At 35.7% G+C, this 25130-nt stretch carries 19 protein-coding genes, 5 pseudogenes and 2 riboswitches; of the genes and pseudogenes, 9 read left to right on the top strand and 15 right to left on the bottom strand.

Annotation, left to right across the window (positions count from 1 at the left end; genetic code table 11):
- Positions 1 to 11 precede the first annotated feature (11 nt).
- The 10 genes and pseudogenes from MVE64_RS05195 to MVE64_RS05150 form a co-directional block, all read right to left on the bottom strand.
- The gene (locus MVE64_RS05195) at positions 12 to 674 is read right to left on the bottom strand and encodes an ABC transporter ATP-binding protein (protein WP_247344384.1); all 663 of its coding nucleotides are present in this window, start codon (positions 672 to 674) and stop codon (positions 12 to 14) included.
- Positions 675 to 814: 140 nt separating this feature from the next.
- Complete coding sequence (locus tag MVE64_RS05190; protein ID WP_247344381.1) at positions 815 to 1819, bottom strand: ABC transporter transmembrane domain-containing protein; 1005 nt, start codon at positions 1817 to 1819, stop codon at positions 815 to 817.
- Positions 1816 to 2307 (bottom strand): signal peptidase I, encoded by a 492-nt coding sequence (locus MVE64_RS05185; protein ID WP_247344378.1) that lies wholly within the window; start codon positions 2305 to 2307, stop codon positions 1816 to 1818. The genes MVE64_RS05190 and MVE64_RS05185 overlap by 4 nt, the downstream gene beginning before the upstream one ends.
- Entirely contained in the window at positions 2282 to 2548 is a 267-nt protein-coding gene (locus MVE64_RS05180; RefSeq protein ID WP_247344375.1) for a PqqD family protein, read from the bottom strand. Before MVE64_RS05180 ends, MVE64_RS05185 begins: the two co-directional genes overlap by 26 nt.
- Positions 2548 to 3330: a hypothetical protein gene (locus tag MVE64_RS05175; RefSeq protein WP_247344372.1), complete on the bottom strand. Its 783-nt coding sequence runs from the start codon at positions 3328 to 3330 to the stop codon at positions 2548 to 2550. Before MVE64_RS05175 ends, MVE64_RS05180 begins: the two co-directional genes overlap by 1 nt.
- A gap of 50 nt (positions 3331 to 3380) precedes the next feature.
- A complete protein-coding gene (locus tag MVE64_RS05170) occupies positions 3381 to 3596 on the bottom strand; it encodes a hypothetical protein (RefSeq protein ID WP_247344371.1) in 216 nt (71 codons plus the stop codon).
- 260 nt (positions 3597 to 3856) lie between these two features.
- Positions 3857 to 4192 (bottom strand): helix-turn-helix domain-containing protein, encoded by a 336-nt coding sequence (locus MVE64_RS05165; RefSeq protein ID WP_247344369.1) that lies wholly within the window; start codon positions 4190 to 4192, stop codon positions 3857 to 3859.
- A gap of 99 nt (positions 4193 to 4291) precedes the next feature.
- Positions 4292 to 4438 carry an anti-repressor SinI family protein gene (locus tag MVE64_RS05160; RefSeq protein ID WP_345740770.1) on the bottom strand — a complete coding sequence of 49 codons (147 nt, stop codon included), beginning with the start codon at positions 4436 to 4438 and terminating at the stop codon, positions 4292 to 4294.
- A 31-nt stretch (positions 4439 to 4469) separates the two neighbouring features.
- Positions 4470 to 4552, bottom strand: a riboswitch (cyclic di-GMP riboswitch).
- A gap of 367 nt (positions 4553 to 4919) precedes the next feature.
- A complete protein-coding gene (locus MVE64_RS05155; protein WP_247344366.1) occupies positions 4920 to 5702 on the bottom strand; it encodes a YqhG family protein in 783 nt (260 codons plus the stop codon).
- Positions 5703 to 5728: 26 nt separating this feature from the next.
- Positions 5729 to 7415, bottom strand: a pseudogene (locus MVE64_RS05150) (DEAD/DEAH box helicase).
- 297 nt (positions 7416 to 7712) lie between these two features.
- Positions 7713 to 7803: riboswitch (glycine riboswitch) on the top strand.
- Between the two features lie 189 nt (positions 7804 to 7992).
- Between MVE64_RS05150 and gcvT the strand changes: the two are divergent.
- The 3 genes and pseudogenes from gcvT to gcvPB all read left to right on the top strand — a co-directional run bounded on the left by gcvT (position 7993) and on the right by gcvPB (position 11938).
- The gene (gene gcvT, locus MVE64_RS05145) at positions 7993 to 9096 is read left to right on the top strand and encodes a glycine cleavage system aminomethyltransferase GcvT (protein ID WP_247344363.1); all 1104 of its coding nucleotides are present in this window, start codon (positions 7993 to 7995) and stop codon (positions 9094 to 9096) included.
- Between the two features lie 42 nt (positions 9097 to 9138).
- Positions 9139 to 10479: an aminomethyl-transferring glycine dehydrogenase subunit GcvPA gene (gcvPA, locus tag MVE64_RS05140; RefSeq protein WP_247344360.1), complete on the top strand. Its 1341-nt coding sequence runs from the start codon at positions 9139 to 9141 to the stop codon at positions 10477 to 10479.
- Positions 10479 to 11938, top strand: a pseudogene (gene gcvPB / locus MVE64_RS05135) (aminomethyl-transferring glycine dehydrogenase subunit GcvPB). The gene gcvPA and the pseudogene gcvPB overlap by 1 nt, the downstream one beginning before the upstream one ends.
- A gap of 45 nt (positions 11939 to 11983) precedes the next feature.
- Here gcvPB and MVE64_RS05130 read toward each other — a convergent pair.
- Positions 11984 to 12253 carry a hypothetical protein gene (locus MVE64_RS05130; protein WP_247344357.1) on the bottom strand — a complete coding sequence of 90 codons (270 nt, stop codon included), beginning with the start codon at positions 12251 to 12253 and terminating at the stop codon, positions 11984 to 11986.
- An 88-nt stretch (positions 12254 to 12341) separates the two neighbouring features.
- The gene (locus tag MVE64_RS05125; protein WP_247344355.1) at positions 12342 to 13163 is read right to left on the bottom strand and encodes a methyl-accepting chemotaxis protein; all 822 of its coding nucleotides are present in this window, start codon (positions 13161 to 13163) and stop codon (positions 12342 to 12344) included.
- Between the two features lie 383 nt (positions 13164 to 13546).
- Between MVE64_RS05125 and MVE64_RS05120 the strand changes: the two genes are divergently transcribed.
- Positions 13547 to 14224 (top strand): helix-turn-helix domain-containing protein, encoded by a 678-nt coding sequence (locus MVE64_RS05120; RefSeq protein ID WP_247344352.1) that lies wholly within the window; start codon positions 13547 to 13549, stop codon positions 14222 to 14224.
- A gap of 44 nt (positions 14225 to 14268) precedes the next feature.
- On the opposite strand, the gene MVE64_RS05115 is transcribed toward MVE64_RS05120, so the two are convergent.
- From MVE64_RS05115 to MVE64_RS05105, 3 genes are all read right to left on the bottom strand, one after another.
- Positions 14269 to 15510, bottom strand: coding sequence for a hemolysin family protein (locus MVE64_RS05115; RefSeq protein WP_247344350.1), 1242 nt, complete (start codon positions 15508 to 15510; stop codon positions 14269 to 14271).
- Between the two features lie 106 nt (positions 15511 to 15616).
- Positions 15617 to 17449, bottom strand: coding sequence for a hypothetical protein (locus MVE64_RS05110; RefSeq protein WP_247344347.1), 1833 nt, complete (start codon positions 17447 to 17449; stop codon positions 15617 to 15619).
- Positions 17450 to 17563: 114 nt separating this feature from the next.
- Positions 17564 to 17932 carry a rhodanese-like domain-containing protein gene (locus tag MVE64_RS05105; RefSeq protein WP_379051961.1) on the bottom strand — a complete coding sequence of 123 codons (369 nt, stop codon included), beginning with the start codon at positions 17930 to 17932 and terminating at the stop codon, positions 17564 to 17566.
- A 196-nt stretch (positions 17933 to 18128) separates the two neighbouring features.
- On the opposite strand from MVE64_RS05105, the gene MVE64_RS05100 reads away from it, so the two are divergent.
- The 5 genes and pseudogenes from MVE64_RS05100 to MVE64_RS05080 all read left to right on the top strand — a co-directional run bounded on the left by MVE64_RS05100 (position 18129) and on the right by MVE64_RS05080 (position 25122).
- Positions 18129 to 18965 (top strand): lipoate--protein ligase family protein, encoded by an 837-nt coding sequence (locus tag MVE64_RS05100; protein ID WP_247344345.1) that lies wholly within the window; start codon positions 18129 to 18131, stop codon positions 18963 to 18965.
- A 379-nt stretch (positions 18966 to 19344) separates the two neighbouring features.
- Positions 19345 to 21905 (top strand): annotated as a pseudogene (locus tag MVE64_RS05095) (vitamin B12-dependent ribonucleotide reductase).
- 400 nt (positions 21906 to 22305) lie between these two features.
- Entirely contained in the window at positions 22306 to 22725 is a 420-nt protein-coding gene (mntR, locus tag MVE64_RS05090; protein WP_098796009.1) for a transcriptional regulator MntR, read from the top strand.
- A 433-nt stretch (positions 22726 to 23158) separates the two neighbouring features.
- A pseudogene (locus MVE64_RS05085) lies at positions 23159 to 24179 on the top strand (ABC transporter ATP-binding protein).
- Positions 24154 to 25122, top strand: a pseudogene (locus MVE64_RS05080) (ABC transporter ATP-binding protein). The pseudogenes MVE64_RS05085 and MVE64_RS05080 overlap by 26 nt, the downstream one beginning before the upstream one ends.
- Positions 25123 to 25130 lie beyond the last annotated feature (8 nt).

Here is a 25130-nt window from a genome sequence, read left to right as displayed (position 1 = left end):
TCCTCCTTCTGTTATATGAGTATAGCACTGCCCTCTTTATAGTTTTCCTGTGCTAAAGATTGAGATTCAGTTAGTCTTCTGTATAAGCCCGGTTGCAGCATTAATTCTTCATGTGTACCTATTTGAACAATTTCACCCTTATCAACAACAACAATGACATCAGCATGTTGTATTGTTGATAATCGATGAGCAATAACTAGAGTGGTTTTTTTCTTCATTAATTTTTCCAATGCTTCTTTCACCTTATATTCTGACTCACTATCTAAAGCAGATGTGGCTTCATCAAGTAAAAGAATTGGAGCATCCTTTAATATTGCCCTGGCAATAGATAGTCTTTGTTTTTGTCCTCCAGAAAGCCTTACTCCACGTTCACCAATTTCAGTGTTATATTGATCTGGTAAAGACATAATAAAGTCGTGAATATTAGCAGCTATAGAAGCATTAATCATTTCCAATTCGCTAATGTTAGGACGAGCGAGTAGCAGGTTATCTTTAATAGTGCCACTAAATAAAAAAGTATCTTGTGCAACATGAGCAAAAGTGCTTCTTAGATGAGAGGGAGAAATTTGTTTTATTGGAGTGTTATCCATTAAAATTTGCCCTGACTGTGGCTGGTAAAATCCTTGGAGTAAGTGAAATAATGTTGTTTTTCCTGCACCGCTAGGACCTACCAATGCAGTAACCTTTCCAGTTTGAATCGTTAAGTTTAAGGAATGAAAAATTCTCGTTTCAGGTTCATAGGCAAAAGAAATATTATTAAACTGTATAGATTTAGGTACTTTTACTGAATTAACATATGTAGGAAGTTCTTTATCTATTGGTTGAATATCGAGTACATCTGAGATTCGTTCAACAGCTGATGCCGAGCTTTGAAAGCTTCCCCATAAGCCTGCAAGCCCGTAAGTGGACTAATTAGATGTTGCATGAGAGTAACAAAAGTTAGTAGTGAACCTACTGTGATTTGTCCATTAGATACAAAAAAAGCTCCTAAACATAGGCTTATAATGTAAGTAATTGAAGAAATCAGCCCACCAACAACATAAAAGGTCCCACGTAGTTTCGCATTTTTCATCTCTAAGTCAAAAAAAGAGTGGTTTTGCTCATAAAACTTCCCTAAAAACAATCGTTCAACAAGAAAAGAGCGGATAATGGAGATTCCTTGAAATGTTTCATTTAACTGACTATTTATATCACCAATTTTATTATAAATCGTTCGACTATTGTTTCTAATAAGAATACCAAAGATCCCACCTGCAACTATTGCGATAGGGATGATAAAAAGGCTAAGCACTGATAATTGCCAATTAATTTGAAGCATATAAACAAAAACAGCTATTGATATTAGGGGGAGTTGAATAAGGTAAATAAGGTTGCTACCAATTACACCATCAATGCAATTAATGTCATTTGTAAAATGAGTCATTAGTTCACCAGTACGGATTTTTGACAGCTTATTAGTGGGTAACAACATAATTTGTTTTAGGACATAATCCTTTAGATCCCTTTTTATTTTACTTGTTACATAGGATTCTAAATAGGTATTAAAAAAGGTAACGATTTGGCCGAAAACGATTAGCGTTAATACAACAAGTAGCAATGATCTAATTTTATTGAATTCCCCAGAAACCGCAGCATCTGTAATTGTTCCAAAAAACCACGCGAAGCCAATTGTTAAAAAGATATCCACAAATAAAATAACAATAAGACCAGTATACGATTTCCAATTAGAAAGGATGTAAGGACCTAACAATTGAAAGGTTCTCTTGATTCCTTTTAGATTTATTTCGTTTAAGATAGATGATAGTTTATCAGTTATCATGATGAAGCTCCCGAACGATTTTTGTAATAAAATTCTAAAGACAGAGAGTATCTTAATAGTTTTGAAAGAAATGGAAATGATAATATGATATTGCTCCAGACAATAGCGTGAAACTTATTTGCGTATTTCTTTCTTTTGGTAGTTTGGATTGTGATAAGCTTACCTATTATTTGATTTTGATTAATAGGTTCATCTGAACATAGATTTGTATCACCCTTTAAAACAAATTGTTTCTGGTTATTATCTTGTTTTAGAACGGAAAGTAATCGATGGGCTATCAATTGACCAGTGTTTGTATGATAAAGTAAAATGTCTCCTTTTTTAACGTTCATTTCATCAAATGCAACAAAACGGCATACGTTTCCTTTTTTTATGTAGGGGAACATGCTAGTACCATAGGATGGAAGGTCTATCCAACCGTATTTTTTTATCGTTATTAGTAATAACTCGACAGTATCTTGATTAAACTGCATGTTGGACCAATCCATATTCTATTAACTCTTGTAGAAATTCTTCTATATTAGAAGAAAGGAAGTTATTATCTAGATGATATTTTTCCTCAACTAATTGCGTCATCCTTTCAACAGTTTGCGGTGAGTCAAGTAAAGTCCAGCAATATCCACCCAAATCATTTAATTTTGTTACCGTAAATTGGTCTGTATTTAAAATAATCCACTGATCATCAAGCTGAACAGCTTCATAATTCCTTTTTTTGATATACTGTGTCATTAAGAGATCATCTCCCAGAAGGTATTGTTTTTTTGAAAATGGAGGTCATAGATTGGTACTTGTTTTACTAGGTTGCAAATCAAATGAAAGATTTTGGTCATCTCGCCGGATGATTCAGTCCAGTAAAATACTTTGTCCAATAAATGCAGCATGCTTGATGATTTTGATAATTGCTCTCTTTTATTTAATTGTGATTGATGTAATAGTTGAATACTTTCTAATTTAAATGATGTATTCATACATTTACTATGTAATTCACTTCTAAATGGGGAGTCAAAAACTATTACCTTATTAGAAGTAATCTGTATAATAGAAGCTTCATCAGCGAGTAAGTCTCTTGGAGTAGAAAGTTTGGCAGCTGTGGATTTCCCTGCACCAGAATGTCCGGAAAAAATATGGGCATTGCCGTTATCAATAACACAAGAAGAATGAAGTAGTATTCCCCAATTATGATAGACGATAAAAGAGCTGTATAAATTCATAAGTGCATGTTTTAAAGCAAGGTCATTATGTACCCAAATCATTGCGTTTTTATACAAGTGATCCACACGGATAAGGTAATCAGCACGCTTATAGGAAACGTATTGCTGATTTTTAGAAATGGATACTTCGTAACTCTCAAATGGAACACCATATCCATCCTCTAGATGAATAGAGAGATCTGGATTTGAATTTTCATTATTTAATATAAGGTAGCTATTATTTAATGTTGTGAAAAAATCAATAGAGTAACTGGTTAATAGTACATTATGCTCAGCTATTTTTACCATTACTTTATACATTAAGTTTTCTCCTTCGTTAGGAGGTCAAGAAACGACCTCCACATGTCTATTTAATTATTACCATTCCCATTATTACCATTGCTATTTCCCCCACCATTTCCTTTGTGTGGGCCAGTATATGGATCATTAGGATAATTAATTCCACCATTCCCTGTACCAGGGTGATTAAGGTTACCTTTCCCCTTATTCCAACTCTGAGCAGTCTCAAACCGAATCACTTGATGCTCCAAAACCATCGGACGATTATCATTTAGTTTTATAGTCATTTTTCTCACCTCCTGTTCGTTTTATTCTTTATAAAGAACAAACAGAGTGAGAAAATCTGTCTGTTATAGTTCGTTGTACACTTTGTTGTTCTCAATAACATTATATATACCTAATTGCCAAAAGAAAAGTCTTAATTTTCGACACAATTCATTCTCTTAAAAGATTGAATCTGAAGTAAAAAGGAAAGACATTGTTCATTATAGAAAACAATCTATAAACAAAAAAGCACAATCAGCAGCCAAAGCTACCAACCATGCTCTCATCTATCAGTATCGTTCTGAAGTCTCCACTTGTTAAACTCCAAAAACTCTTTAAACTGTTCTTTAGACACACCGGATTTCATCGCGTCTTGAACAAGTTTTGTCCATTCTAAGTCAAGTTCTTCGGGATCTGTTTCATCTTGTTCATTTAGGAGGGTATTTACCGATACACCGAGTACAGATGATACCTTTTCCAAAAACTGAACAGAAGGATTTGACTGGAGATTGCGCTCAATCGAACTTAAATAAGATTTTGCAACTCCTGCTCGTTCTGCTAGTTCTGATAATGATAGGTTTTTTTGGGTTCTATATTTTTTAATTCGTGGGCCAATCACGTCAAGTCACCTTCCTTTAATAATGCCATTATAACATATAAAGAAGGGATTTGTTTGATATGGAGAACGGTTTTCAAAAAAAATTTATGTAAGAATGAGTTAAACAGCAGGATTTCCCGTCTTAATAAAGAATTCTCTAATTTCTTCTACACTAATACCAGTTTCTAATGCTTCTAAAATTAATTCAACCCATTCATGGTCAAGCTGTCTGTCTTTAATCAGATTGTGTATCGTTTCATTATTCAACTATCTCACCCTCCTAAAATACTCCTGTATTCCAGGCAGCCCAGCCATCATAGTTTTCACTTTAGATCTGTGACTTTGCGTCCCTATTTTTCAATAGGTTTGCCTTTGAACTGATTATATTGTCACTGAATGACTACCCTAATGTTGCAAAAGTCCTTGAAAAATGTCTGTCTTATTAACTATTCCTATTATAAAAGGGAATTTTTAGAAAGTGTGCAGAATGGTGTCGATAAAGAAAAATTTCTTTAATTGATTCGTTTCTTAACACTTTTGTAATATTAAGAGGGTAATTGGTCCCTGATTTTATGTGTTTTTACAGGTAATTAGGTGGGGAAATAGAGTTTTTATTTACAAACTATTAATATAAGACGTTTAGTTGAAAAATAAATTTTGTCGAATGATATTTGAATTTTTAAAAATTTAGAGTTTAAAAAATGACAATCGCTACTGATTGTCATTTTAACAACTATTTAAAAATCCCTTACGGCGTCAAATAAAAAATTCCGCCATTCTGAACCGATATATTAATCTGTGGCTCATAAAGTTCCCTCAATGCTTCCTTTTCCACCTCATAACAATCAGGCTTCTCATCCATATCCTCATAAAAATGATCCAACAGCTTCAAGTCCTCATTCCATCTTTCTCGTGCTTTATCCGCCCAGGAATGATCTTGTTCAGTAATAGATTGCATAATGAACTGCTCAATCCGTTTAAGTCCACTTTGTGGCTTAATCAAAGGTGTCATCGTAAAACAGAGATCCGGAATCTTCGGTGTTAGCTCTAATTTCTCTAGCTTATCTTGAAAGTTTTCTACTAAAGTCCCACTAACCAAATGCAGTCCAATTGAATAGAGCTGATCCTTTTTCATGTCACATTGATAGGAAACTATAATGTTAACTCCAATCCAAGGGTGTAGTGGGATGTTACCGCCTGGTTCTTTGACCTGCTCAAAAAGTCGGATATAGCTTCCTAAATTTGTTGTCGAACGAAAAATTTGGTGAAGGCGGGGGGCACCGAAGTGCATGACCTCGCCTTTAAGATCGTTTGGCGCTCGGTTTTGGTCTGTGATGAGTGTGAGTTTCATCGGGTTTGGAACGCCGTTTGTTTTTTCAAGGTAATGCCAGTAGAAAGGGCGGTTCATTAATTCCTTGTCCATTTCAATGGTTAGCTGAACGGTCATGTAGCCATGGCCCTTTTCAATGATGTCACAGGAGTTGGCTGTAAAGAAGCTTTCTAAATAGCTGTGAATTTGCTCTTGTTGCATGCTTTTCGCCACCTTTCAGGAGAAAATTATTTATCGCCACTTGCTGCTTTCCTTTGTTCTTGTGAGTGTTGGGCATAGTCTAGAATCGATGTTAAATTTTCCATCTTGATTTTCATTTCACGATCACTTTTCGAATTGATCATAATGTCTTGAACATGCTCATCAAAGTTTTTAATTTCTAGTCGAGTTAGAATTTCATCAAGATCACCAATGACTTTTTCAAACAAATTAATTTTGTCATATAAAAGAGTCAGAATATGTTCTTCAACTGTGTTTCTTGTTGCCATATTGTAGATGTTTACATCATGCTCTTGTCCTAAACGGTGGATACGTCCGATCCGCTGTTCAAGTCTCATTGGATTCCATGGTAAATCATAGTTAATAATATTATGACAGAATTGTAGGTTAATCCCTTCACCACCGGCTTCGGTTGCGATTAACACTTGAACACGGTTTTTGAATAATTCCTTCATCCAATCTTTTTTGCCTCGCTTAAACCCACCGCGGAAGGGAACGGAGCTGATATCGTTTTGCTGTAAAAACCATTGTAAATAAAACTGTGTTGCACGGTATTCTGTAAAGATAATAACTTTATCATCAATTTCTTTGATTAGCTCTACAACCTTTAGAGCTTTTGAGTTTTGTGTAACACCGTCTATCGCCATCATGATGTCTTTAATAACCTCATTTGGTAAAGCAGCTTCCTCTTCTTCGGGTACATCTAACATCTTTTTCAATGTCATATAAACAGCTTCACGACTGCTGCACGCTTCACGTTGGAGTGTCATGATCGAAAAAGCATTTGCTGCATATTGTGAAGACGATTTTATAGCTGTTATCGTGTCATATAGATTTTGCTCTGTTTCGGAAAACTCAATCGGGACTGTTTCTACATTTCGTTTCGGCCAGTCAATGCCGGTGTCTCCACGACGATTTCGAATCATTACTTTGTTAATTAATTCACGTAAATGTTCATGATCCTCTAGAGAACGCTCTTTAGCGGAGAACACCTCTGTAAAGTATGCTTCGTTGCCAAGGTGACCTGGTTTTAACAGTGAAACAAGATTGAAAATCTCTTCAACTCTGTTTTGGACGGGAGTAGCGGTTAAAAGTAAGCAATACTTTTTCTTAAGATTCTGAACAAATTCATAGTTTTTCGTTTTATTATTTTTTAGCTTGTGAGCTTCATCAATAATGACTAAGTCGTAATTTTGTTCATAAACAATGTCTCGATGTGGCTTTACGCTTTGCGGTATCAATTGATGAAACAACTACATCACATGCTTCCCATACATAGCTTTTCTTTTGCTCGACTGCTGGAATAAAAAACTTTTCATTTAACTCCCGTGCCCATTGTGAGACGAGGGAGGCAGGGACTAGAATTAAAACCTTTTTAACTAGTCCACGAATCATATATTCTTTTAAAATTAATCCTGCTTCAATTGTTTTTCCTAATCCAACTTCATCAGCTAAAATTGCTTTTCCGTTCATTTTTTCAACTACTCGTTGAGCCACCTCTAGTTGGTGGGGAAGAGGAGTGAAATGCGGCAGATGATTTGGTGCTTGCAACCCTTCAAAGGTTGGCACAGCCGTATTCTTTTGAACCTCATAGGCAAGCTTATACAGCTCCCAGTTTGACCAAGGTCCATCGCTATCTAGTTTTTCAAAAAAGCCTTCCTGCCAGGTTGTATCGAAGTTCGTCTTTATATTCATCGTAAAGACAGTCCTTTCGTGTTGTATGCTATATTGTATTGTTCACTATTTCATTGAGATAAAAAGATATATGAAAGATTATGACTTTGATATAATGAAAACACGAACATTGTTACTGAAAATAATTTTAATGTTAAGCTAAAAAGTGATTGTCGAAACTCTTCCCTCATGGTAGGATGTTAGTAAGAAAGTTCATCATTTTCAGTTAGCTTAACGCTTTCATTCTTTATTGAAATGTTAAATGTCATGAATACACGTTTTAGTAGTATAACCAACTTTACAACAAAATATGAGCGGATGAGAATAAGGGGAGAGACTATAACTTAGTATAGCGCCGAAGGAGCAAACAAACTGTGAATCTCTCAGGCAAAAGAACTCTTATTTGACGCAACTCTGGAGAGTGTTTGTCATGTAGACAAACTACCAAAGGGGAAAGCCTATGTAGGTACGAATATGTACTGCTTTTACATAAGGTAAACTTTCAGGTTAAAAGGACAGAGACTTCTATTTTTATAAATGGGAGTACTATGTCCTTTTTTTGATGCCAAAATATAAGGATTTGAAGGGAGCAATCCATATGACAGAGCTATATCGTACACCTTTATATGATGTGTATAAAAATTACGGTGCAAAAACGATTGATTTTGGGGGCTGGGACTTGCCAGTTCAATTTTCTTCTATTAAAGAAGAACATGAAGCTGTTCGGACAAAAGCAGGACTTTTTGATGTTTCTCACATGGGTGAGGTTGAAGTTCGTGGTGAAGATAGCTTAGCTTTTTTACAAAAAATCGCTACAAATGATGTGTCTTTGCTCAAAGATGCCGGTGCACAATACACGGCAATGTGCTATGAAGATGGCGGTACAGTTGATGATCTTCTTATTTATAAGAAAGCTGATCATGACTACCTACTAGTGATCAACGCCTCAAACATTGATAAAGATGTGAATTGGCTAACAGCGAATACCTTCGGTGATGTTTCGATTAAAAATGTTTCCGACGATTTAGCACTTTTAGCTCTTCAAGGACCACTTGCTGAAAAAGTCCTTCAAACTCTTACAGATATAGATTTATCAGAAATTAAGTTTTTTAAATTCAAAGACGAAGTAAATGTTGCTGGTGTAAAAGCTTTAGTTTCAAGAACAGGCTATACAGGCGAAAATGGTTTCGAACTTTACTGTACGGCAAATGATGCTGTTACGCTTTGGGAGAAAATTTTAGAGGCTGGAAAAGAAGACGGTGTGTTACCTTGTGGCCTTGGTGCACGTGATACCCTTCGCTTTGAAGCAACTCTTCCTTTATACGGTCAAGAGCTTACAAAAGATATTACACCAATCGAAGCAGGTATTGGCTTCGCAGTAAAGACGAACAAAGAAGCTGATTTTAACGGAAAAGCTGTATTGAAGGATCAAAAAGAAAACGGAGCCTCTCGCAAGCTAGTTGGAATTGAATTAATTGAAAAAGGAATTCCACGTCATGGCTATGAGGTGTTTGTGAATGGCGAAGAAATTGGTGTGGTGACCACAGGTACTCAATCACCAACATTAGGTAAAAACATAGGATTGGCTCTATTAAAAACAGAATTTACCGAACTTGGAACGGAAGTAGAAGTTCAGATTCGTAAAAAGCGATTAAAAGCCGTTGTCGTTGCAACACCTTTTTATAAACGTCCTAAAAACTAACTTATATAAATATGACCTTAAAATGAGAGGGGTTCACACGTAATGAATCATCGTTATTTACCAATGACGGAACAAGATAAGCAGGAAATGCTTGGAGCAATTGGTGTTTCTTCTGTTGAAGAGCTTTTTCAAGATATTCCTGAAAGTGTTCGTTTTCAAGGAGAATACAATATTAAAAAAGCAAAATCTGAAACAGAGCTTCTAAAAGAACTTACAAAGCTTGCAGCAAAAAATAAGGATCTTCGCAGTCACGCATCATTTTTAGGTGCTGGTGTTTACGATCATTACATGCCAATTATCGTTGATCATGTGATTTCTCGTTCAGAATTTTACACAGCTTACACTCCTTATCAACCGGAAATTTCACAAGGAGAGCTACAAGCTATTTTTGAATTTCAAACAATGATTTGTGAGTTAACGGGTATGGATGTTGCTAACTCTTCTATGTATGATGGGGGAACTTCATTAGCAGAAGCAGCAATGCTTGCAGCAGGGCAGACAAAGAAAAAGAAAGTGCTAGTTTCTAAAGCAGTTAACCCAGAATCACGAGATGTTATCAAAACATATGCTGCTGGGCAGTACATTGAAGTTGTGGAAGTACCTGTGAAAAACGGTGTAACAGATTTAGAGGCATTACAACAAGAAATGAATGATGAAGTTGCAGCTGTTATTGTTCAGTATCCAAACTTTTTTGGTCATATTGAGCCATTAAAAGACATCGAGCCAATTGCACATAATGGAAAAAGTATGTTCATCGTTTCTTCTAACCCACTTGCATTAGGAGCATTAACACCTCCTGGAGCATTTGGTGCAGATATTGTTGCGGGTGATGCACAGCCTTTCGGTATACCAACCGCATTTGGTGGTCCACACTGTGGTTATTTTGCGGTAACAAATAAGTTATTAAGAAAAGTTCCAGGTCGTCTTGTTGGGCAAACAACGGATGAAAACGGAAAACGTGGATTTGTGTTAACACTTCAAGCACGTGAACAACATATTCGTCGTGACAAAGCAACTTCTAATATTTGCTCAAATCAAGCATTAAATGCACTTGCAGCTTCTGTAGCCATGACAGCTCTTGGTAAGCAAGGTGTGAAGGAAATGGCCATTCAGAATATCCAAAAAGCGAACTATGCGAAAAGAGCATGTATCAAAGCTAGTATTGAGGTTCCTTTCGATCAACCAATTTTTAATGAATTTGTTGTGAAGTTATCAAAACCTGTATCAGAAGTTAACAAACAGCTTTTAGAAAAAGACATTATTGGTGGCTTTGATTTAGGTAGAGTTGATTCTGGGCTTGAAAATCATATGCTTATTGCAGTTACAGAGCTACGTACAAAAGAAGAAATCGACACACTTGTGAAGGAATTGGGGGATGCTTAATGAGTAATCAAGATCAAGCATTAATTTTTGAACTGAGTAGAGAAGGTCGTGTTGGATATAGCTTACCAGAGCTTGAAGTTGATGAATTGTCGTTAGACGAACTCATTCCTTCTGATTATATTCGCACAGAAGAAGCCGAGCTTCCAGAAGTGTCTGAGCTTGATATTATGAGACATTACACAGCTTTATCAAAACGTAATCATGGTGTTGATTCAGGATTTTATCCACTAGGATCTTGTACAATGAAGTACAACCCAAAAATTAATGAAAATGTGGCGCGTATAGCTGGACTTGCTCATATCCATCCATTACAAGACGAATCAACGGTTCAGGGGGCAATGGAATTATTATTTGACCTTCAAGAGCATTTAAAAGAAATCACAGGAATGGATGAAGTAACACTTCAACCTGCAGCAGGAGCTCACGGTGAGTGGACAGGGTTAATGATGGTTCGTGCGTATCATGAAGCGAACAATGATACAAAACGAACGAAAGTGATCGTTCCTGACTCAGCTCACGGTACAAATCCAGCATCTGCAACAGTTGCGGCTTTGAAACAATCACAGTTAAGTCTGATGAAAATGGTCTTGTTGATTTAGAGGATTTACGACGTGTTGTGGATGACCAAACGGCGGCATTGATGTTAACAAATCCTAATACACTAGGACTTTTTGAAGCACATATTTTAGAAATGGCACAAATTGTCCATGATGCAGGCGGAAAGCTTTATTATGATGGAGCGAACCTAAATGCGGTATTAAGTAAGGCTCGCCCAGGAGATATGGGCTTTGATGTTGTTCACTTAAATCTTCATAAAACATTCACAGGACCACACGGTGGTGGCGGTCCAGGATCTGGTCCTGTTGGGGTAAAAGCGGATTTAATTCCTTATCTTCCAAAGCCTGTACTAGTGAAAACAGAAGAAGGCTACCATTTCGATTACAATCGTCCACAGTCAATCGGACGAGTAAAACCATTCTACGGAAACTTTGGCATTAATGTTCGTGCTTACACCTACATTCGTACAATGGGTCCTGATGGCTTAAAAGCTGTAACAGAATATGCGGTATTAAATGCAAACTATATGATGCGTCGTTTGGCACCATTTTATGATCTTCCATTTAATCAGCACTGCAAACACGAATTCGTTCTTTCTGGTAAACGTCAGAAGAAGCTTGGTGTTCGTACTCTTGATATTGCTAAGCGATTATTAGATTTCGGTTACCACCCACCAACAATCTATTTCCCATTAAACGTGGAAGAGTGTATCATGATCGAGCCAACCGAAACAGAATCTAAAGAAACGCTTGATTCCTTTATTGATGCAATGATTCAAATCGCAAAAGAAGCAGAAGAAACACCTGAAGTTGTTCAGGAAGCACCACATACAACGGTCGTTAAACGTTTAGACGAAACAACAGCTGCGAGAAAACCGATTTTAAAATATCAACGTGCATAATAAAAAACTGACTTGCCTAAGATGGTAAGTCAGTTTTTTTATAATTTATGCTTGAAATCTAGCAATGACTTTACAGAAAATATTAATAACTGTGCCATATATAACTAAATTTACCGTCATACTAATTCCATGAGCTAAAGCCTCTATGTCACTAATATCCATTAAATAAAAGATTGGTAGGATAAAGGCAACAAGCAGGCTGAGACTTTGTGTTAAACTGCCTATCGATAAAATCTTCTCTTTTTTTGATCTTAATCCACGATAGAAAAGAAAACTTACAACAACACTAGCAACTGCAATAAAAAAAGCAAACATAATAACCTCCAACAAAATTTCTAGATAGCCTTATTATCGGTTGGATCATAAATTTGTTGATCATTTTCTTGAAGAATTATCATAGCTTTTAGATTTTGTTTGCAAATTCTGATAGTCTTTTCGAAAGTTGCTCAATCTCTTCTATTAAAGAAGAAACTTCCTGCATTGATGTTGCTTGGTCATTTCCAATGGAGGCAATTGTTTGGATGGATTCCCCCATCTTAGTTGTAACACCCTGAATTTGGGCAGTAATTTGATTTACTTTTTGAGTAGAAGAGACTGTCTCCTTTGAGAACTTTCTAATTTCGTTAGCGACAACTTCAAAACCTTTGCCTTTTTCCCCAGCGCGAGCTGCTTCTATTGCTGCATTCAAACCGAGTAAATTTGTCTGATCAGCTACCTTTTTAATCATAGATAAAACAACATCTGTTTCTTTTACATCAGTTGATGCTTGCTGTGATTGTAAAAGGAGTTCTTGTGATAAAGACGCTAAAGAGTTTGATCCATCCACAACCGTATTTACACTTCCTTTGGCTTGTGATAAAGAGTCGGCTATTTGCTTAATAATGGCTCTTAATTCACTTTCTCTGCGTAATTGAATAGCGATTCCGCCGATTACTTGATTATTTTGATCATGTAAAGGTAGAGCTGTTCCTGTAAATTCAAATCCATAAAATTCAGCAGGTACCTCAGCTTGTAGTTTTTTATTTTGACGAATGGCAACAGAAAGAGGTTCGTTAGGGTTAATTTTTTGACCAACTTTTATTTGGAGGTTGATATTTTCACCTGGAAAATAAGCAACAAATTCATGCAAATTACAAATAGCAATTGATAGATCAGCTGGAACTGCCGCTTTTAAAATTGGTACTAAACGAATGACTGTGTCTAAGGAATCAATTTTGTTAAACATAAATTTTTTCTCCCATTTCTTTTTCTTTATGTGAGTATATATTTTATGGTGGCGAGAGGGGGATAAACCCAAAGCTTCAGTTAAAATTCATATGAATCTTGTATAAAAGGATAAATAACTAAATAAATTTACCAAAAAACTTGAAAAAATACAAACGCAATTTCCATTTTTCGACTTTTTATTTAGATTTTCATGTTCCATTCTCTAAGATTTTTTATTTTTACCTTGTACATTTCATAAAGCTGCATCATTTCATGTTGAAAACAACCAAAACACACAACATTATGACTAGTTTTTAGAACCTTTGTCGAGAGGGAGGAATTTACTAGGGCTTTAGTAGAACTAGTTAGATAAGAAAAAATAGACAAAGGTTGGTGTTTAGGTTGGCAGCAAAGTATATAACGATATCGAAGGCGGCTTCGCTTGTAGGTGAAAAGGTGTTCATTTTAAAGCAATGGGAAGAAGAGTATTCAGATTTAATTTCAATTAAGAGAGATGATAAAAACGCTAGGCTGTTTACAGCAGAAAATATTGAGTTTTTCCAAAAGGTAAAAGCGTTTAAGGATAGTAATATGGATACACAAACCATTAAACAGCTTTTGCAAAATCAAAGAACAACGAGTACATCTTCAGTACAAGAAGGAAATGATGCTACAGAATTACAAGAAACACTATCAAAAATTACGTCATTTATTGAATCACAAGAAGTTCAAAACATGCTAAAGCTTGACGAACGTCTTGAAAAGTTAGAAAAAAATGTGGTTTCATCTGTTAGCGAGAAAATTACGGAAACAGCAAAACTACAAACAGAAGTGGCAAGATTTGAGTTTTCTGATGTTCAGGATATGATTACAAGCTTAGCGGTCACTGCTGAAGCGGAAAGAGCTTCATATAAGGAAGAAATAGAAGTTGAAAGGGAGCTTGCTCAAAAGAAAACAGATGAACGTGAAGAACGCTTCTTAACATTTGTGAGGGAACATCAATACAGATCAGAACGAATGAAACAGGAGCAAAAATCAGGATTAGGTTTTTTGAAACAAATATTAAGTTTTGCAAGATAATGGGAAAAGGCCGCAAAATTTTGCGGCCTTTTGATATGTATCAGTTATGATTCGTCTGGTACGACTTTTTTTGTAATTTTAATTTTCTTTAATTTATTATCCTCAACGTTCAACACTTCAAAATGAAGGTGATGGTATTCATATGTTTCTTCTTCATCTGGAAAACGTCCCATTTCTTTTAGTAAAAACCCTGTAAGAATATCTTCTTGTTCAGGTATTTTCGTTTTAAACACTTCATTTAAACGTCGTAATGCAAGTTTTCCATTACAAATAATATGATAATCAGTTAATTCTTCAATTAGTATTTCTTCATCCTGATCGGTTTCATCTTTTATTTCCTGTCCAATCATTGCTTCAATAATATCCTCGTGACTCAAAATACCTTTTGTACCGCCATATTCATCGAGAACAATTGCTAAATGTCGTTGTTTTTTCAACATTAATTTAAAGACCTTTTCAATGGAGTGAAATTCAAATACGAAAAGAGGATCATCATCAATAAAATCTTCTAATTTTTTATGTGGTTCTAAGGACCAGGATAGAAGAGATTTTGAATGTAGTACTCCGACGATATGGTCCATGCTTTCTTTGTAAACAGGATAGCGAGTATGACTTCCTTCTAAGACGATTTCACGTGCTTCTTCAAAGGTTGATCCTGATGAGATTCCTTGTATCTCTGTTCGAGGGACTTTAAGAGCATCTCGAACATCCAGATCATAAAAGTCAATTGCTCCTTTAATTCGCTGTTCTTCATCCGTTTGAAGAATTCCTTCTGATGTTGCGATATTTACCATTGTAATGAGCTCTTCTCTAGAGATCGAAGCAGTTTTTTCTTCATCGTTTGAAAGTTTGTTAATGACGATTCTCGTGAACCTTGATAAAAGGAAAATCAAAGGCTTAAACAAAAACAGGATAATTCTTATCACTGGAAAAACAGTATAAGCAATCTTATCTGCAAATGTAGCAGCAATAGATTTAGGTAATACTTCCGCAAAGATGATTAAAACAACAGTTAAAACTGTTGTTGCAATTCCGACACTAATTCCATATTTAAGTGCGATAATGGTCACAAGGGTTGGAAGCATAATGTTTGCAATGTTATTACCGATTAATATGCCTGTGATTAATTCATCAGGCCTGGAAACGAGATCAAGTAATTTTTGCGATTTCTTATCATTATTTTCTGCTCTGCTCTTTAATTTCATTTTATTAACAGCTGTTAAAGCAGTTTCACTTCCTGATAAGAAAAAAGACATAAATAGAAAAAACGCTATAGCTATAAGCAAAATGTTATTCCTCCAACAAATTGAAACTGAAAATTTTTTACCTTTTCTTATCTTATCGATTTTAGCGGAAAAAGTCGATTAATCTGTAAGGATTTTATGAAAAAAATTATTCTTCTATTATATAAAGTTCTTCGAATTGTCCATCTTCATTCACACTATAGCGAACCTTTAACTGAGCAGTAGGAAATGAGATGTTTCTTTCATAGTATTCTTTCCCATTCTCAGTTATGGCATGAGATTCAAATCCTTCGTAAGTAGCTGACTTACTCGTATACATTAAATACTCTGATAACGTTAAGTTTCCATATTGATCTTCAAAAAAGCCTTCCCAACGTGTTTTCCATTCATCTAAGTTATGCTGAATATTTTGCTCTGTTAAGTTAGGCGCAATTCTGATAATTGTCTGATATGAGCCTTCCCGTATAAGTGAGGCTATTTGAAAGCCTGGATCGTTTAGATGGTACGCACTATAGTTATTTTTACTGTCAAAAAATGAGCTGACCTTTTCTTTCGTCCATTCAGTTGAAAACCAATAATAAGGATAGCTGTACATGATCGTATCATTTCTGATCGGTAAGAATATCTCGCCTGTTTCATTAACATCAAAGTATGTTTCTGTTTGTTGAAATCCAAAAGCTCCGTCTTGAGGGTGACTAAACTCTGATAAATAAAAGAACACATCGTTTCCATCGTTATTAACCATCATTGTTACAGCTGGCTGTGGAATGTCACTTTCCCAATTTAACAGCGAGATAGACTCTTGTTGAGAATTTCGGTAATAGATGGTGTCATTAATGATTGATTTATGTAATGTATAAATAAAGTCTACATTCTTTATTTCATGCTCTCCACCATTAGCTGAAGTTACTATACTGACTGTACCTGTTCCCGATATTTTTTCCGGTTCATTTTCTAATGAAGGAAGCGATAATTTTATTTTAATTTTCTCATCATTATGCCATTCATATGTTGGAAACGTGTTATCTAGAATGTATCCATTTGCAGATCTATAAGAAAGTCCTCCAAATGTTTGTTTTTCTGAGAAATCTAAAAACATAAGGTATTCACCTTTTGCTAAATTTGCCCCAAGAAATGGTAAGGAAAATAGAACAAAATAGCAGGCAAGCAGGAATGGTAGCTTAATTTTATCTTTAATTTCCTTTGGTTCTTCTTCCTCGTCCCTTTCATATAAACGCCCCATAACAGTAAGGATGGCTGCTGAGCCTATAAAAGGATAAACGATGAGTAGCGTGATATAGATTACAGACTTCGGTAGAGTTTGTAATGACAACGTGAGCAAAAACGTAATAAATATTAGTAAAAGAGCAAATCTCAGTAAAAACCAAAAATGCTGCCGTACTAAATTTTTTGATTCACCAAGTGCCTCCGTGATATCACAATCCTCTAAAACAACGACGTATGGAGTAAGTATATACGGGATAGTCAATAGAAATAAAATAATCACAAATGGACCTATAAATGAACCTAGTATAATTACTACTACCATTATAATTGCGAACAGGATATGTAGTAGAAAAAAACGCTTAAAATAAGATCGGCCTTCATGAATGATCATTGTTTTTTCTTTAGTGAGTGCTGATTTTAAACTCCCTAAATAAGCACCTATCAAAAAGCTTTTGATAACAAAAAATGCAGTCGTGATGATAAGTGATAACGCTACGTTATAATCGAGTGTGGAATGAATAAATCCTGCAGGCACTTTTAAATCACTAATCTGTGGTATCCAGATTGGATATGTTCCAGTAGGTTGAAAGGGTTGGATAGGGTTCCCTATTGTAAATTCTAGTGAATCAAAAATAGTAAACCCCCACAATGCTCCTGTGGTTATAAGGAGAGTTAACAAGACATCTAAAAGAATTGGGATCAGAACAATCTTTGGTTGCCGAATAAGAAAGAATAAACTATCTATAAACTTCAAATCATCACTCCTCAATAGGAAATAAATAAAAAAGAAGCAGACTGACACTCACATCCCAAACTGTGGTTTAGGTATGCGTGTTGCTAGTCGCTTCTTGTAGGTTTGTTTTATCTATTATTTCTTTTTAACTTTACCTGTCCAGTTTTTATAACCACCTTTTAAGCAGTTTAAGTCATTATAGCCTTTACGCTTCAGCATTTGTGCTGCACGACCACTACGAACTGTGTTTTGGCAGTATAGGTAGACTGGTTTATCTGGGCGAATTTCTTTTGAACGTTGACGTAACTGAGAAAGTGGGATATTTCTAGCTCCAAGAATATGTCCACCTTCAAACTCATTTGGCTCACGTACATCGATTAATTGTGCTTTACGATAGCCTGCACGGAAATCTTCTTCAGGTAATTGCTTCATTATTTTACGTTGGTAGAAAAAATTAAAAGCAGTGTACGCAATCAGAGCGGCTGCTAAAATGATTAATAAAATAGTTGTTGTCAATATTCTCGACCCCTTTAATTTAGTGTGATCTTTGTTTGTAAGCTCATAAGAACTCTTATAAGACTTCTATTATTATATAAGAGCTTGTCTGAAATGTCATCAGGTTACATGCATTATTATTTTCTTCTTTAAAAAGTTCTGCTAGACTAAAAAAGTAAAATTAATGAACAAAGAGGGTTACAAGATGATTAAAGAAGTTTGGAGATACATTGATTCTGGTAATTGTTCACCAGCATATAATATGGCTTTGGATGAAGCGCTTTTAGAATGGCATAGTGAAGGAAAGATTCCTCCAACAATACGGTTTTATGGTTGGAATCCGGCAACTCTTTCAATTGGATATTTTCAAAAGGTAGAAAAAGAAATTGATTTAGAAGCTGTAAAAAAATATGGTCTAGGGTTTGTGAGAAGACCAACAGGTGGAAGAGGAGTACTTCACGACCGGGAACTTACATATAGTGTCATTGTTTCTGAGGAGCACCCTGAAATGCCTAAAACTGTAACAGAGGCTTACAGAGTGATATCTGAAGGGATACTAGAAGGCTTTAAAAACCTTGGTCTTGATGCGTATTTTGCAATACCACGTACAGATGAAGAAAAGGCTGGCTTGAAATCACCTCGCTCGGCTGTTTGCTTCGATGCCCCATCATGGTATGAGCTTGTTGTTGAGGGGCGTAAAGTTGCAGGAAGTGCACAAACACGTCAAAAGGGTGTGATCCTTCAGCATGGATCGATACTACTAGATCTTGATGAAGATATGTTATTTGACTTATTCAAGTATCCTAATGATCGTGTGAAAGAGAGAATGCAGCGTGCTTTTAAAAATAAAGCAGTGGCGACAAATGAGCTTCGAGATGAACCAGTTACAATTGATGAGGCGAAAAAGGCATTTAAAGAAGGCTTTGAAAAGGGCCTTGATATAGAGCTTGAGCCTTATACATTAACAAGTGAAGAAGAAGCTTATGTAAATGAAATTGCTAAGAAAAAGTATGAAAGTGATGAGTGGAATTTTAAAAGGTAAATGATGATGTGGCGTAATCTTATAAGATTGCGTCCTTTATTATTTTAGAAGAAGTCAGACTTGTAGAACTTTGACGAAAAGTAATTTTTCAAAACAAAAATTAATAAAAGCCTGATATGGCAACATTTTCCGACACAAAACACCTTGCAAGTGACAAAATTCTTCAAAAATCCCCTTTTTTACTCATAAATCATTCTAAACCTTTCATTTGCTTTCTTTTTTAATAAGTTATCAATTTGACAAAATGAAAAATAGTTGACCTAAAAACTATATGTAGTATTGTTTGTGAGAAAGTAGACACTATATATTGAATAATACATTTGAATATGATAAATTAAATCAGGAGATTTACTAGAAAGATAGAGGAGTTGGTAGTACAATGACAGTTGTTACTGAGCAGAAGATGAGCTTAGACGTGGAGAAGCTTAATAAAGATATCAGTGCATTCCCACAAGTTCATCCTATTACAAAAGATATGAAGTTAACTCATAAGGGTGTTTCCAGACTAGTTATGCTAGATCGATACACATTTAAAGATACGGAAAAAATTACGTTATCTGAAGGGGACTTCGTTGTTTTAACAATTAAAGAAGACCCTAAATTTCCAGCGAGAGGACTTGGGTATATCAAGTCGATTGATTGGGAAGCAAAAATGGCAAGTGTTCTAGTCGAAGAGGAGTATAAACACTCATTAGACAAGCCGAGGAAGTGGAAACAGGAATCGTAAAACGCTCGTTAGACGTCATTGAAAAACCACTTGAAATCTTTTACGAACAAATTGCAAAAAGAAATGCAACGGGATTAGCATCGGTTGAAACAACGGAGGAAAAACGTCAAGAATGGTTTGAAAAGTTCTATCAAGAGCTTGTGAATTTAAACTTTATTCCAGCTGGCCGTGTTCTTTATGGAGCTGGAGCAGGAACAGAAGTAACATACTTTAACTGCTACGTAATGCCATTTGTGAAAGATTCACGTGAAGGAATCTCAGAGCATCGTAAGCAAGTAATGGAAATCATGAGCCGCGGTGGTGGTGTAGGAACAAATGGTTCAACACTTCGCCCACGTAATACACTTGCTAAAGGTGTTAACGGAAAATCATCTGGTTCTGTTTCATGGTTAGATGATATTGCTAAGTTGACTCATCTTGTTGAGCAAGGTGGATCAAGACGCGGAGCGCAAATGATCATGCTGGCAGATTGGCATCCTGACATCATAGAATTCATCATTTCAAAAATGCAAAACCCAAGAATTTTACGATACCTAATTGAAAACACAAGCGATGAAGCAATTAAAAAATACGCCCAAGATAAATTGAAATTCACACCACTTTCACAACAAGAAATTGATATGTATCAAGGAATTGTGAACTACAAACAAATTCCAGGCACAGGTGGCTTTAGTGAAAAAGTCATTAAAGATGCTGAGTTGAAATTACGTACTGGTGGCACATACACTGTTCATAATTCTGAGTTTTTAACAGGAGCTAATATTTCTGTTACATTAACGAAAGACTTCATGGAAGCAGTTGAGAATGATACAGAATATGAGTTGCGTTTCCCAGATGTAGAGAGCTACACTCAACAAGAAATGAACGAATACAATGAAAACTGGCACAAAGTGGGCGATGTACGTGAGTGGCAAAAACAAGGGTATAAAGTTCGTACCTATCGCAGAATCAAAGCAAAAGAGCTTTGGAACTTAATTAATATTTGTGCAACGTATTCAGCAGAGCCGGGTATTTTCTTTATAGATAATGCAAACGACATGACAAATGCTAAAGCATATGGTCAACAAGTTGTTGCGACAAATCCGTGTGGCGAGCAACCCCTCGCACCATATTCTGTTTGTAACTTAGCAGCGGTAAACTTAGCGGAAATGGCGAACAAAGAAACAAAAACTGTTGACTTCGACAAGCTTAGAAAAACAGTTGAAGTTGGAGTGAGAATGCAAGATAACGTAATCGATGCAACTCCATACTTCTTACCAGAAAACAAACATCAAGCACTAGGTGAGCGTCGTGTAGGTCTTGGTGTAATGGGTCTTCATGATTTGCTAATCTATTGTGAAACAGAGTACGGCTCAGAAGAAGGTAATCAGTTAGTTGATAAAGTATTTGAAACAATTGCTACTACTGCATACCGTGCATCTATTGAACTTGCTAAAGAAAAGGGAAGTTTCCCGTTCTTAACTGGTGAACAAGAAGTAGAAACAAATCGTTTAAGAGAAGCATTCACACAAACAGGATTTATGAGCAAAATGCCTGAAGATATCCGTGAAGGTGTAAAGAAATACGGAATTCGTAATTCACATCTTTTAACTGTTGCTCCTACGGGATCCACAGGAACAATGGTTGGCGTTGCGACAGGCCTTGAGCCTTACTTCTCATTCTCTTACTTCCGCAGCGGACGTTTAGGGAAGTTTATTGAAGTAAAAGCAGATATCGTTCAAGAATATTTAGATCAACATCCAGAAGCAGATGCAAATAACTTACCGTCATGGTTTGTATCAGCCATGGAATTAGCACCTGAAGCACATGCTGACGTACAATGTGTTATTCAACGCTGGATTGATAGTTCGATCAGTAAAACGGTAAATGCTCCTAAAGGTTACACAGTTGAGCAAGTTGAAAAAGTGTATGAGCGTTTATATAAAGGTGGAGCAAAAGGCGGTACTGTTTACGTAGATGGTAGCCGTGACACACAAGTTTTAACATTAAAAGCAGAAGAAAATACGTTTGATGATAGTGACGAAGAAGTTGTGTCGAAAGAAAGAGGGAAAGTTGTCCTTGTAGATACTATTAATGACCTTCGTTCTACAGATGTTACAATCGGAAATGAAGTAGGAAACAAGTGCCCGGTTTGTCGTGAAGGTACAGTTGAAGATCTAGGCGGCTGTAACACATGTACGAGCTGTGGAGCGCAATTGAAGTGCGGTTTATAATATAAACCGTTTAAAAGGATCTGACAATGTCAGGTCCTTTTTATATGGAGATGAGTATAATTGATTGTGTCAAAAAATATCAAATTATACCTAATCGAAGATACGACCCTATTAATCGTTGATAAATCTAAGGAATCGAAGATAAAATGGATAAAATCGAAGATAAAAGAACCTGCAATAGATTTTAATGTCACATCAAGATTAAATGTTAAAATCTATTACCTGGAAATGTCCTAAAAATGAACAAATCAAGTTACTTTCTCTTGAATAATTTGTTCTTTACTAGGTTCACTCATAAAATTGGGAGTGCTTTCCTAATATTCCTTGTCATTACCTTTAAACTCATGTAAAATTGTAATGATTTCGTTTAAAAAAGATCGGCAATTTTGGAGGGGACTACATGCCAACACCAAGTATGGAAGATTATATTGAACAAATATATTTACTTATTGAAGATAAAGGATATGCACGTGTTTCTGATATCGCAGAAGCATTGGCTGTTCATCCCTCCTCCGTTACAAAAATGGTTCAGAAATTAGATAAAGATGAGTATTTAATTTATGAGAAATATCGTGGACTCGTGTTAACGAATAAAGGGAAGAAAACAGGAAAACGACTAGTTTATCGCCATGAGCTGTTAGAGCAGTTTTTAACTATTATCGGCGTTGATCAGGATAAGATATATAATGATGTTGAAGGTATTGAGCATCATCTCAGTTGGAATGCGATCGATCGTATTGGAGATCTTGTTCAATATTTTGAAGAAAAAGAAGAGAGAATTCAATCACTACGGAATATACAAAAAAATAATGAAGAATAAGAAAAAGCGTTGAATGGTAGTTAATCTACTTTCATCGCTTTTTTTGTTACTCCAAAAAAGATACTTGGTATAAAAAGTAACCAACTCCTTGTCTGCGTAATGAAACATTGTAATGATAAAAAAAGGTTAACTTTTTATTAATGTAGTGGGATATTATTTTGATTATTATTCTGAGAAAGAATTAGAAGCTTTTCTGAAAAAAGGTGGCATGAGTGTGGGATCCTTTTTCCGCTATGTTTCCCAATGTATTTACCTCTTTAACGCAAGTTAGCAGTAAAGGTTTAAAGTGATAATATCGAAATATGTCGAAAGAAAGTGCTTTAATTACGACAAAAAACGACAATATTAGAATATTTTTTATGTAATAATATTCAATACTTTCATTATATTTTAATAATTTTAAATTTTAACAAGATAATTGGTAGGTGAGCAAATGAGTAAAGAACCTATACTTCAAATAAGAGATTTAAAGGTATCCTTTCGTTCTGAAAAAAAGCTGATCCCAGCAGTGGATGGAATAAGTTTCGAGTTAAATAAAGGCGAAATCTTAGGGATTGTTGGAGAGTCGGGAAGTGGAAAGAGTGTTACATCATTGTCAACAATGGGATTAATCCCCAGCCCTCCTGGTGTGATTGAACATGGTGAAATTTTATTTGAAGGTAAAGACTTAACAAAATTTAGTGAAAAAGAAATGCGAGGAATCCGGGGGAATCAAATATCGATGATCTTCCAGGAGCCTATGACTTCATTAAACCCATTGTTTACAATAGGCAATCAATTAATTGAAGCTTTAAAGTTACATACAAATCTTGCGAAAAAAGATGCTAGATTACGTGCAATTGAATTGCTTAAGTTAGTTGGAATACCAAGAGCAGATGAAATCGTTAATGATTATCCACATCAACTTTCCGGTGGGATGAGACAAAGGGTAATGATTGCGATGGCAATGGCTTGTAATCCGCAGGTATTAATTGCGGACGAACCTACAACTGCACTTGATGTTACGATACAAGCCTCAAATTCTATCTCTCATGAAAGATTTAAATGAAAGAATGAACACATCTATCATTTTTATTACTCACGATTTAGGAGTAGTTGCTGAAGTATGTGACAGGGTCATTGTTATGTATTCTGGTCAAATTGTCGAACAAGGTGACGTACAAACCATCTTGAAAAATCCTAAACATCCTTACACAAAGGGATTGATAAAATCGGTCCCTGATATTAGAGGGAAAAAAGATCGATTATATAGTATACCTGGTAACGTTCCACGACCTGGAAGTATCAAAAACGGATGTCGTTTTGCGGCAAGATGTGAAGAAATGTTTGGTCAATGCCAAGTGGAAACGCCTCAACTATATAAAATGGAAAAAGAAGATCATAGTGTTCGTTGCTTTTTGCATAGTGGAAAGGAGGAAGTAGAGAAAAATGACAGAGTTACTTCTTCAAGTTGATGGATTAAAAAAGTATTTCCCTATAAATGGCGGTTTACTTGGAAAAAAGCAAGGTGAAGTGAAAGCTGTTGATGATTTATCGTTTTTCGTGAAAAAGGGTGAAACATTAGGAATCGTAGGTGAAAGTGGTTGCGGCAAATCTACAACAGGCCGCTTACTTATGAGATTAATAGAGGCTAGTGATGGAAGCATCATTTTTGAAGATAAAGATCTTAGAAACTTGTCTAAAACGGAATTAAGAAAAACACGAAGAGACATTCAAATGGTGTTCCAGGATCCTTATGCTTCTTTAAATCCTAGACACTCTATTGAAAAAATCTTGGAAAGCCCCTTATTGTCCATGGAATAGGTTCAAAAGAAGAGAGAAAGAAACGAGTTCAAGAGATGTTAGAAATCGTAGGCTTGAGCAGTTACCATGCGAGAAGGTATCCACATCAATTTAGTGGTGGACAACGTCAAAGGATTGGTATTGCAAAAGCACTTATGACGAAGCCTCAAATTAATTATTGCCGATGAGCCGGTTTCTGCATTGGATGTATCTATACAGGCACAGGTTCTAAATTTAATGAAAGATATACAAAATGAGTTTCAACTAACCTATATCTTTATTGCGCATGATCTTGGTGTTGTTCGTCACATTAGTGACCGTGTAGGTGTTATGTATTTAGGTAGATTAATAGAGCTATCAGATAGTGAGGAACTTTACACGAACGCGATGCATCCTTATACGAAAGCACTTTTATCTGCTGTACCTATTGCAGATCCTGATATTAGTCGTGAGAGAATTACGATTACGGGTGAAATTCCAAGTCCATCGAATCCTCCTGCAGGGTGCGCCTTTCACACAAGATGTTCAGAATGTATGGACATTTGTAAAACAACTCGACCAGAATATAAAAATATAAATGGTCATTTTGTTGCATGTCATTTATATAACGACTAGCATGCGGC

The organism is Metabacillus endolithicus (assembly GCF_023078335.1).
In the GTDB taxonomy this organism is placed as follows: Bacteria; Bacillota; Bacilli; order Bacillales; family Bacillaceae; genus Metabacillus; species Metabacillus endolithicus.
This window is presented reverse-complemented; position numbering and strand designations above follow the sequence as displayed.

Excerpts from the sequence above, each read along its gene's own strand:
- MVE64_RS05190 (WP_247344381.1), bottom strand. The coding sequence starts at position 1,819 with ATGATAACTGATAAACTATCATCTATCTTAAACGAAATAAATCTAAAA.
- MVE64_RS05185 (WP_247344378.1), bottom strand. The coding sequence starts at position 2,307 with ATGGATTGGTCCAACATGCAGTTTAATCAAGATACTGTCGAGTTATTA.
- MVE64_RS05180 (WP_247344375.1), bottom strand. The coding sequence starts at position 2,548 with ATGACACAGTATATCAAAAAAAGGAATTATGAAGCTGTTCAGCTTGAT.
- MVE64_RS05175 (WP_247344372.1), bottom strand. The coding sequence starts at position 3,330 with ATGTATAAAGTAATGGTAAAAATAGCTGAGCATAATGTACTATTAACC.
- MVE64_RS05170 (WP_247344371.1), bottom strand. The coding sequence starts at position 3,596 with ATGACTATAAAACTAAATGATAATCGTCCGATGGTTTTGGAGCATCAA.
- MVE64_RS05155 (WP_247344366.1), bottom strand. The coding sequence starts at position 5,702 with ATGCAACAAGAGCAAATTCACAGCTATTTAGAAAGCTTCTTTACAGCC.
- gcvT (WP_247344363.1), top strand. The coding sequence starts at position 7,993 with ATGACAGAGCTATATCGTACACCTTTATATGATGTGTATAAAAATTAC.
- gcvPA (WP_247344360.1), top strand. The coding sequence starts at position 9,139 with ATGAATCATCGTTATTTACCAATGACGGAACAAGATAAGCAGGAAATG.
- MVE64_RS05130 (WP_247344357.1), bottom strand. The coding sequence starts at position 12,253 with ATGTTTGCTTTTTTTATTGCAGTTGCTAGTGTTGTTGTAAGTTTTCTT.
- MVE64_RS05125 (WP_247344355.1), bottom strand. The coding sequence starts at position 13,163 with ATGTTTAACAAAATTGATTCCTTAGACACAGTCATTCGTTTAGTACCA.
- MVE64_RS05100 (WP_247344345.1), top strand. The coding sequence starts at position 18,129 with ATGATTAAAGAAGTTTGGAGATACATTGATTCTGGTAATTGTTCACCA.
- mntR (WP_098796009.1), top strand. The coding sequence starts at position 22,306 with ATGCCAACACCAAGTATGGAAGATTATATTGAACAAATATATTTACTT.